Below are 9,094 nucleotides of genomic sequence, written 5' to 3' on the forward strand. Positions count from 1 at the left end.
TGGACGCCGGCGGCGAGCATGGGGGTGAGCGTCAGGCCCGGGTGCTCGCGCTCGATGGCGCGCAGCCGCCACTTGTCGGTGAACACCGCGACCAGCGACCCGTCCAGCGGGCGGGCGAAGACCTCGGCGCCGCGCCGCCCGCCCAGCTCCTCGGCGGACTCCTTGTCGGTGAGCCGGGCGATCGAGTAGTCGAGCCGGGTCAGCTCGATCGGCGCGCCGAACTCGTCGGCCATCCGCGCGGCGACCACCTCGAACTGCAGCGGCCCGACCGCCGCCAGCACCGGCGCCTGGTCGCCGCGCACGTCGCTGCGCAGCACCTGCACGACGCCCTCGCCGCCGAGCTGCTCGATGCCGCGCCGGAACTGCTTGGCGCGCCCGTTGTCCTTCGCGCGCGCCACCATGAAGTGCTCGGGCGCGAACGCGGGGATGGGCGGGAACCGGACCGGGGTCTTCGTGTAGAGGGTGTCGCCGACGGTCAGCCCGGACGTGTTGGGCAGCCCGATCACGTCGCCCGGGTAGGCGGCGTCCAGCGTCGAGCGGTCGCGGCCGAACATCGTCTGCGCGTACTTCGTCGCCAGCGGGCGCCCGGTCGACGCGTGCGTGAGGGTCATGCCGCGCTCGAAGCGGCCCGAGCACACCCGGATGAACGCCAGCCGGTCGCGGTGCGCCCGGTCCATGCCCGCCTGCACCTTGAACACCTGGCCGGAGAACGGCGCGTCCACCGGACGCTCGGTCCCGTCCGAGTCGGCGCGCGCGGACGGGGCGGGCGCCAGCCGCCGCACGGTCTCCAGCAGCGCCCCGACGCCGAAGTTGGGCAGCGCCGCCCCGAACAGCACGGGCGTGCACACCCCGGCGCGGAAGGCGTCCATGTCGAGGACGGCGCCGATCTCGTCGAGCAGCTCCAGCTCCTCCAGGGCGGTCCGCCAGGCGTCGCCCTCCTCGCGGGCCGCCCGCTCGGCGGGCACCCGCTCCTCGATCGCGCGGGTCGCGCCGCCGGGGGTGCGGCGGAACCGGGTGAACGCGCCGTCCGCCCGGCCGATGAGGCCGCGGAAGTCGCCCGCGGCGCCGACCGGCCAGGTCAGCGGGGCGGGGCGCAGCCCGATGCGCTGCTCGACCTCGTCCAGCAGTTCGAGCGGCTCGCGTCCGGGCCGGTCCCACTTGTTGACGAACGTGATCACCGGGATGCGGCGGTGCCGGCACACGTCGAACAGCTTGAGCGTCTGCGCCTCCAGGCCCTTCGCCGAGTCGAGCAGCATGACGGCACCGTCCACGGCCGCGAGCACCCGGTAGGTGTCCTCGGAGAAGTCGGCGTGGCCGGGGGTGTCGAGCAGGTTCAGCAGCGCGCCGCCGAACTCGAAGCGCAGCACCGAGGAGGTGATCGAGATGCCGCGGGACCGCTCGATGTCCATCCAGTCGGACCGGACGCCGCCGCGCCCCGCCTTGCCGTGCACGGCGCCCGCCTGCTCGATGGCCGCCGCGTGCAGCGCGAGCGCCTCGGTCAGCGTCGACTTCCCCGCGTCCGGATGGCTGATCATCGCGAACGTCCGCCGGCGCGCCGCCTCGGCCGCGATGTCCCCCGGCGTCCCCGTACCGCCGCTCAACCGCGGCCCCTTCCCGTCTTCTCCCCGGCCGCTCCGCCGGCCCGCCGATGGCCGCCGCCGGCCGGTGTCCCCCCGCCGCGGCGCCGACCAAGTGTCGCACAGGGCGACGGCCGGACCTGCGCCCGGACGGCGCGGACGGCCTCACCCGCTGCCCGCGGCGCGGGTCCAGCGCGAGCTTCGCCGTCCCCGGCGGCGCCGAACCGGGCGGCCATGCCGGGAAGTCCCCGCTGGAGGCTTGACCTTCGAGCCGGGTCGAAGGTTTAGCGTCGAAGCATGACGACGATGCGCATCTCGCAGCTCGCCGAGCGCAGCGGTGTGCCGGCGACGACGCTGCGGTACTACGAGAGCGCGGGCCTGCTGCCCGCGGACCGCACCCCGTCCGGCTACCGGGCGTACGGGGAGGACGCGGTCACGCGGCTCGCGTTCATCGGCTCGGCCAAGCACCTCGGCCTGCCGCTGGACGAGATCGGGGAACTGCTCGCGGTGTGGGAGACCGGGGCGTGCGCGGACGTGAAGGCGGACCTGCGCCCCCGCGTGGCCGGCCGGCTGGCCGAGGCGGAGCACCGCCTGGCCGACTTGAAGGCGTTCACCGCCTCGCTGCGGAGCGTCCTCGACCGCCTGGACGCGCTCCCCGACCGGGCGGAACCCTGCGACGCCGAATGCGGCTTCCCCTCCGGCCTGCCCGCCCTCGCGGAGCCTGCCGCCGCCCCGTCCGGCGGTGAGACGGCCGAGCGGTGCGGTGCTGAATGCGGATGCTCCGCGGTCCGTGGACCCGAGGTGGCGATCGTCTGCTCGCTCAGCGGGGAGGGCATGGCCGAGCGGGTCGCCGAGTGGCGGGCGGTCGCGGGCGGCGCGCGGCCGGTGGAGATCCCCGGCGGGGTGCGCGTTACGCTGCCCGTCGAGAAGGCCGGTGCCGTCGCGGAGCTGGCCGCGGCCGAGCAGCGGTGCTGCCCGTTCTTCGACTTCCGGCTCCATCTGGAGGGCGAGGCGGTCCATCTGGAGGTGCGCGCCCCGGCGGACGCCTCCGACCTGGTCAACGAGTTGTTCGCCCCCTGACCGGGGGGCGCAGGAGGACGTCCGTGCTCGTCGCCCGCTCCATCGCGCTGTTCGCCGTCGCCGCCGTCCTGGAGATCGGGGGCGCCTGGCTGGTCTGGCAGGGCCTGCGCGAACAGCGCGGATGGCTCTGGGTCGGCGCCGGCGCCGGCGCGCTCGGCCTGTACGGCTTCGCGGCCACGTTCCAGCCGGACGCCCATTTCGGCCGGGTCCTCGCCGCCTACGGCGGGGTCTTCGTCGCCGGGTCGATCCTGTGGGGCGCGGTCGCCGACGGGTACCGCCCGGACCGCTTCGACATCGCCGGCGCCCTCGTCTGCCTCGCCGGCATGGCCGTGATCATGTACGCCCCGCGCGGCCACTGACCCGTCCCTTCACGTGAAAGGCACCCCATGGCATCGGCGAACGTCCTGGTCACCGGCGCCTCGTCCGGGATCGGGCGGGCGACGGCGCTGCTGTTCGCCGAGCGCGGCGCGCGGGTGTTCGGGACGTCCCGGCGGGAGCGCCCGGACGAGGGCGGCGTGCGGATGCTCCGGCTGGACGTCCGCTCCGACGAGTCGGTGCGCGAATGCGTCGATGAGGTTCTCGCCCAGGCGGACGGCATCGACATCCTGATCAACAACGCGGGCGTCATGCTTGAGGGCTTCGCCGAGGAGACCGCACCGGATGAGGCCCGCGCGGTGTTCGAGACCAACTTCTTCGGCGCCGTCCGCCTCGTCGACGCGGTCCTGCCCGGCATGCGCGAGCGCCGGCGGGGCCGCATCGTCAACGTCGGGTCGCTGGCGGCGTGGATCGGGGAGCCGGGCGAGGGCTTCTACGCCGCGTCCAAGGCCGCTCTCGCCCGCTACACCGAGTCCCTGCGGCACGAGGTGTGGCATCTGGGGATCAAGGTGTGCCTGGTCGAGCCGGGAGTGTTCGCCACCGAGGTCCTAGATGCCGCCACCGCCGCAGGGGCCGCCATCGCCGACTACGACGGGCCGCGGGAGAGCGCCCGCGCCACCCTGCGCGCGCCCTGCGCAAAGGCGAGGATCCGCGCGAGGCGGCCCAGGTCGTCTGGAAGGCCGCGACCGCCCGCGCGCCGCGCGGACGCTACGGCGCCGGCGGGCAGAGCTTCGTGGTGCCCCGGCTCAGGACGCTGGCGCCGCAGCGGCTCGTCGACATCGCGCTCCGCCGCGCCTACGGCCTGCCGCGGAGGTAGTCGTCCTTCAGCCTGGCTTTGTGGATCTTGCCCACGGGGGTCAGCGGGACCTCGGAGGTGACGACGAACTGCCGGGGCACCTTGTAGTCGGCCAGGCGCTCGCGGCAGTAGGCGGTCAGCTCCTCCTCGGTGGGCGGTTCGGCGCCGGGGTGCGGCACGACGTAGAAGCGGCCGATCTCGCCCAGCACCTCGTCGGGGACGCCGATCCCTGCGGCCATCGCGACGCCGGGGTGGGCGGTGAGCACGTTCTCGATCTCGACCGGGTACACGTTGAAGCCGCCCTGGATGTACATCTCCTTCTTGCGGCCGCGCAGGACGAGGTGGCCGTCCGGCTCCATCTCGACCATGTCGCCGGTGGCGAGCCAGCCGCCGGGCAGGAACACCTCGGCGGTCTCGCCGGGCATGTCCCAGTAGCCGGCGGCGACGCAGCCGCCGCGGATCTGCAGCTCGCCGGTCTCGCCCGGCGGCAGGACGGCGCCGTCCGGGCCGGTCACCCGGGCCTCGAAGTCGCCGATGACCGCGCCGAGGGTGCGCGCGACGGTCTCGGGGCCGTCGTCCAGCGGCGACAGCACGCACGCTCCCGACGACTCCGACAGGCCGTACAGCCCGTAGAGCGGGGCGCCGGGGAAGCCGCGCAGGATCGACTCGACCAGCGCCGGCTCCACGTTCGACCCGCCCGCCATGCACAGCCGCACGGACGAGACGTCGTAGTCGGCGAAGTCGTCCCGGCCGAGCATCAGCACGTACATCGTGGGGACGGCGCCGAGGAACGTCACCCGGTGCCGTTCGACGGCGCGCAGCGCGCCGTCCGGGGAGAACGCGGGCAGCAGCGCCACCGACCCGCCGCTGACCAGCGCGGCCATGATGGTGCAGGTGATGCCGCCGACGTGGTTGAAGGGCAGATGCCCGAGCAGCACGTCCTCGTCGGTCATCGCGAAGTGGCCGGCCTGGGCCCGCGCCGACGCGAGGATGCTCCCGTGCGTGATCACCGCGCCCTTGGGCCGCCCGGTCGTCCCCGACGTGTAGAGGATCATCAGCGGGTCGCCGGGGGCCACGGCGCCGCGCGCCGCCTCCAGCGCGGCCGGGTCGGCGGGCGTCGCGGCCAGTTCGTCGAAGTCCGCGCCGAAGAAGAGGTAGTCGGTGACGCCGGGCGCCTGCGGGCGGAACTTCTCGAAGAAGCCCGCGAAGTCGAAACCCGGGACGGCGGGGGCGCTGACGACCGTCCGCGCGCCGCTCTGCCCGAGCATGTACGACAGCTCCCGCTCCCGGTACCGGACGTTGAGCGGGACGATGACGGCGCCGATCCGCGCCGCGCCGAAGAAGACGGCGAGCCATTGCGGGGTGTTGAGGCCGAGCAGCCCGATCCGGTCGCCGCGCCTGATCCCGCGCGCGAGCAGCCCGCCCGCGACGCGGTCGGTGAGCCGGTCGAACTCGGCGAACGTGAAGGTGTCGTCACCGTCGTGGAGGAACGCCTTGTCCCGCGCCGCGGCGTCCTCCAGCGCCGCCCCGACCGTGTCCGCCCGCATGCCGCCTCCCCGTCGTGGCCCGTCCCGCCTTAACGATCACGCATCCGGGACGTTCTGCCAATACCTCAGGGCTTGCGGCCCACACCCGCGTAGAACCAGACCGGGAGCGCCTCCTCCAGCGTGATGGACCGTTCCGGCCGCCAGAGCGGCGCCCACACGAGGCCCGGGTCGAGGAGCTCGAAGTCGCCGAAGAGGGCCGTGACCTGCTCCCTGGTGCGCGGGGTGCCGGGCGCGTTCGTCCGCTTGTAGACCTCCACGACCTTGGCGACCACGTCGGGGACGCCGTCGGCGGAGGCGTGGGTCAGCACGAGGTGGCTGCCCGAGGGGAGCGCGTCGCGCAGCTCGGCCATGATGCCCTGCGGGTCGTCCTCGTCCGGGATGAAGTGCAGCGTCGCGACCAGCAGCAGCGCGATCGGCCTGCCGAAGTCGAGCAGCCGCCGCACCTCGGGGTCGTCGAGGATCGCGCGGGGCTCGCGGACGTCGCCCACGATCATCCGCGTGCCCTCGGCGGCGGCGAGCAGCGCGCGGCCGTGCGCCACCACCTGCCCGTCGTAGTCGACGTAGGCGACGCGGGCCTTGGGATTCACCGCCTGCGCGATCTGGTGGACGTTCTGCTGCGTGGGCAGCCCGGTGCCGATGTCGAGGAACTGGTCGATGCCCTGCTCGGCAAGGTACCGCACCGCGCGGCCGAGGAAGGCGCGGTTCTCCCTGATCAGCGTGACCAGCGTCGGATCGGCCGCGATCGCCTCCTCGGCGCGTGCCCGGTCGGCCGCATAGTGGTCCTTGCCGCCGAGGTAGTAGTCGTACATCCGGGCGATGTTCGGGATGTTCGGATCGAACCCGCTGGGCTGCGACCGCTCAGCTGCCACCTTTTCTCCTCACAGCCGCGAGCACCGGCCCCCGGCTGCACCAGCGTACGCGATCAAGACCGTTTCGCGTCCGGATCCGGCCACATTCGATCTTGCTTCCGGATGCGGCGCCCGCCCGCGGCGGACGGCCCGGTCACATGTCGGCGGGGGCCGCCGGGATCTCGTCGAAGATGAGCCAGGTGCGGGTGGCGCGGACGCCCTCCACCGCGTGGATGCGGGCCAGGACGACGTCGCGCAGCGAGGCGTTGTCGGGGGTGCGGACGAGCATGACCAGGTCGACGTCCCCGCCGACGAACGCCAGGTGCTCGATGTGGGCGACCTTGCGGAGTTCGGCCGACACCTTGCGCCAGGAGTTCTGCTCGATGTTGACCAGGACGTAGGCCGCGGTGCCCAGCCCGGCGCGGACGGGGTCGACCTGCGCGGTGAACCCGGTGACGACGCCGTCGGCGATGAGCCGCTCCACCCGCGTGTAGGCGTTGGAGCGGGAGACGCTGACCTTCTCGGCGAGGGCGCGCATGGAGATGCGGCCGTCCGCGCGCAGCTCGCGGATGATCGCGTGGTCGAGGTCGTCGAGGGGCGCCGCCGAACGTCCGTCATGGCCCGCGAGCGGTGCGGGTTCTGGAGACAGATGGTCCATTGACGCTCCTCCGGTGAGCCGAATGTCCTGCGTTTTGGCCGTCTATTGAGACCTATGGCCGATCTGGTTCATATTCCTAGCACCGATCGAGTGCGGAGGTGGAGGCGTATGACGACGGGTCGGGTTGAGACGCTGCTCCCCTCGGCGGAGCCCGTGCGGTTCCTGACCGACGGCGGCGCGGCGGTACGCGGGAAGCAGCGCTACGCCGTGCCGGATCCGGAGCTGCTGCGGCGGGCGCACCGGGCGATGGTCGTCGGGCGGCGGTTCGACGCGCAGGCGACCGCGCTGACCAAGCAGGGCCGGCTGGCCGTGTACCCGTCCAGCCACGGGCAGGAGGCGTGCCAGATCGGCTCCGTGCTCGCGCTGGAGGACGGGGACTGGTTCTTCCCCACCTACCGGGAGTCGATGGCGCTGGTGGCGCGCGGCATCGACCCGGTCGAGGTGCTGTCGCTGCTCCGCGGCGACGCGCACTGCGGGTACGACCCGAACCTCCACCGCACGGCGCCGCAGTGCACGCCGCTCGGGACGCAGACCGTCCACGCGGCGGGCCTCGCGTACGCGGAGCGGCGCAAGGGGACGGGACGGGTCGCGCTGGTCTGCGTGGGCGACGGCGCCACCAGCGAGGGCGACTTCCACGAGGCGCTCAACTTCGCCGCCGTCTTCAAGGCGCCGGTGGTGTTCTTCATCCAGAACAACCAGTACGCCATCTCGGTGCCGCTGGAGCGGCAGACCGCCGCGCCGTCGCTGGCGCACAAGGGCATCGGATACGGGGTGCCCGCCGAGCGGGTGGACGGCAACGACCCGGTCGCCGTGCTGGCCGTGCTGCGGGCGGCCGTCGAGCACTCTCGGTCGGGGAATGGACCGTTCCTGGTCGAGGCGCACACGTACCGGCTGGAGTCGCACACGAACGCCGACGACGCGTCCCGCTACCGGACGGACGCGGAGGCCGACGAATGGCGCGGGCGCGACCCGATCGCGCGGCTGGAGTCCTACCTGCGGCGGCGCGGGCACCTCACGGACGAGGACGTCGCGGCGGCCGCCGCCGAGGCCGAGGAGTTCGCGGGACGGCTCCGGGACCGGATGAACGCCGACCCCGACCTCGCCCCGCTGGCGCTGTTCGACCACGTCTACGGCACCCCGGACCCGCAGCTCGACGAGCAGCGGGCGCAGCTGCGGACCGAGATCGAGGCCGAGGAGGCGCTGTCATGACGACGATGGCCCAGGCGCTGAACACGGCGCTCCGCGAAGCGATGGACGAGGACGAGCGGGTCCTCGTGTTCGGCGAGGACGTCGGCACGCTCGGCGGCGTCTTCCGCATCACCGACGGGCTGACCGCGAAGTTCGGCGACGACCGCTGCTTCGACACGCCGCTCGCCGAGGCCGGCATCGTCGGCTTCGCCGTCGGCATGGCGATGGGCGGGTTCCGGCCCGTCGTGGAGATGCAGTTCGACGCGTTCGCCTACCCGGCGTTCGAGCAGATCGCCTCGCACGTGGCGAAGATGCGGAACCGGACGGGCGGGCGGGTGAACCTCCCGATCGTCATCCGCATCCCGTACGCCGGCGGCATCGGCGGCGTCGAGCACCACTGCGACTCCAGCGAGGCGTACTACGCGCACACGCCCGGCCTGAAGGTCGTCACGCCGGCCACGGTCGAGGACGCGTACTCCCTGCTGCGGGAGGCGATCGACGACCCGGACCCGGTCGTGTTCATGGAGCCGAAGAAGCTGTACTGGTCGAAGGCGGACGTGGAGCACCTGGAGCGGACGGAGCCGTTCGGCCGCGCCGCCGTGCGCCGTCCCGGCCGCGACGCGACGGTCGTCGCCTACGGGCCGAGCGTCCCGGTCGCGCTGGAGGCCGCGGACGCCGCCGCCGCCGAGGGCTGGGACCTGGAGGTCGTCGACCTGCGGACGATCGTCCCGTTCGACGACCTGACGGTGGCGTCGTCGGTGCGCAGGACGGGCCGCTGCGTGGTCGTCAGCGAGGCCGCCGGGTTCGCGGGCGTCGGCGCGGAGATCGCCGCCCGCGTCCAGGAGCGCTGCTTCCACAGCCTGGAGGCGCCGGTGCTGCGCGTGTCGGGGTTCGACATCCCGTACCCGCCGCCGATGCTGGAGCACCACCACCTGCCGAGCGTCGACCGCGTCCTCGACGCCCTCGACCGCCTGCAGCGCGACGACCAGCCGGACACCAGGTACCTGGGCGGTGCGGCATGAGCG

9 protein-coding genes are annotated in these 9,094 nt (G+C 73.6%); 5 read left to right on the top strand and 4 right to left on the bottom strand.

The window, feature by feature from the left end:
* Positions 1 to 1,535, bottom strand: a 1,535-nt coding sequence (locus ACIWVC_RS09430; protein WP_396454014.1) for a peptide chain release factor 3, incomplete at its 3' end; no start/stop codon positions are given.
* Between the two features lie 339 nt (positions 1,536 to 1,874).
* Here ACIWVC_RS09430 and ACIWVC_RS09435 point away from each other — a divergent pair.
* From ACIWVC_RS09435 to ACIWVC_RS09445, 3 genes are read left to right on the top strand one after another with little or no spacing between them, the layout of a single operon-like run.
* Positions 1,875 to 2,657: a MerR family transcriptional regulator gene (locus ACIWVC_RS09435; protein WP_396449516.1), complete on the top strand. Its 783-nt coding sequence runs from the start codon at positions 1,875 to 1,877 to the stop codon at positions 2,655 to 2,657.
* A 23-nt stretch (positions 2,658 to 2,680) separates the two neighbouring features.
* Positions 2,681 to 3,016 (top strand): YnfA family protein, encoded by a 336-nt coding sequence (locus ACIWVC_RS09440; RefSeq protein WP_396449515.1) that lies wholly within the window; start codon positions 2,681 to 2,683, stop codon positions 3,014 to 3,016.
* Between the two features lie 27 nt (positions 3,017 to 3,043).
* The gene (locus ACIWVC_RS09445) at positions 3,044 to 3,910 is read left to right on the top strand and encodes an SDR family oxidoreductase (RefSeq protein WP_396453992.1); all 867 of its coding nucleotides are present in this window, start codon (positions 3,044 to 3,046) and stop codon (positions 3,908 to 3,910) included.
* Here ACIWVC_RS09445 and ACIWVC_RS09450 read toward each other — a convergent pair.
* The 3 genes from ACIWVC_RS09450 to ACIWVC_RS09460 form a co-directional block, all read right to left on the bottom strand.
* Complete coding sequence (locus tag ACIWVC_RS09450; protein WP_396449514.1) at positions 3,828 to 5,375, bottom strand: class I adenylate-forming enzyme family protein; 1,548 nt, start codon at positions 5,373 to 5,375, stop codon at positions 3,828 to 3,830. The genes ACIWVC_RS09445 and ACIWVC_RS09450 overlap by 83 nt on opposite strands.
* A gap of 65 nt (positions 5,376 to 5,440) precedes the next feature.
* Entirely contained in the window at positions 5,441 to 6,244 is an 804-nt protein-coding gene (locus ACIWVC_RS09455; RefSeq protein ID WP_396449513.1) for an SAM-dependent methyltransferase, read from the bottom strand.
* A 133-nt stretch (positions 6,245 to 6,377) separates the two neighbouring features.
* Entirely contained in the window at positions 6,378 to 6,881 is a 504-nt protein-coding gene (locus ACIWVC_RS09460) for an Lrp/AsnC family transcriptional regulator (RefSeq protein ID WP_396449512.1), read from the bottom strand.
* Positions 6,882 to 6,989: 108 nt separating this feature from the next.
* On the opposite strand from ACIWVC_RS09460, the gene pdhA reads away from it, so the two are divergent.
* Entirely contained in the window at positions 6,990 to 8,090 is a 1,101-nt protein-coding gene (pdhA, locus tag ACIWVC_RS09465; RefSeq protein ID WP_396449511.1) for a pyruvate dehydrogenase (acetyl-transferring) E1 component subunit alpha, read from the top strand.
* Positions 8,087 to 9,091, top strand: coding sequence for an alpha-ketoacid dehydrogenase subunit beta (locus ACIWVC_RS09470; RefSeq protein WP_396449510.1), 1,005 nt, complete (start codon positions 8,087 to 8,089; stop codon positions 9,089 to 9,091). Before pdhA ends, ACIWVC_RS09470 begins: the two co-directional genes overlap by 4 nt.
* Positions 9,092 to 9,094 lie beyond the last annotated feature (3 nt).

Origin of the sequence: Actinomadura sp., assembly GCF_044508335.1 — a bacterium.
Taxonomy (GTDB): Bacteria; Actinomycetota; Actinomycetes; order Streptosporangiales; family Streptosporangiaceae; genus Spirillospora.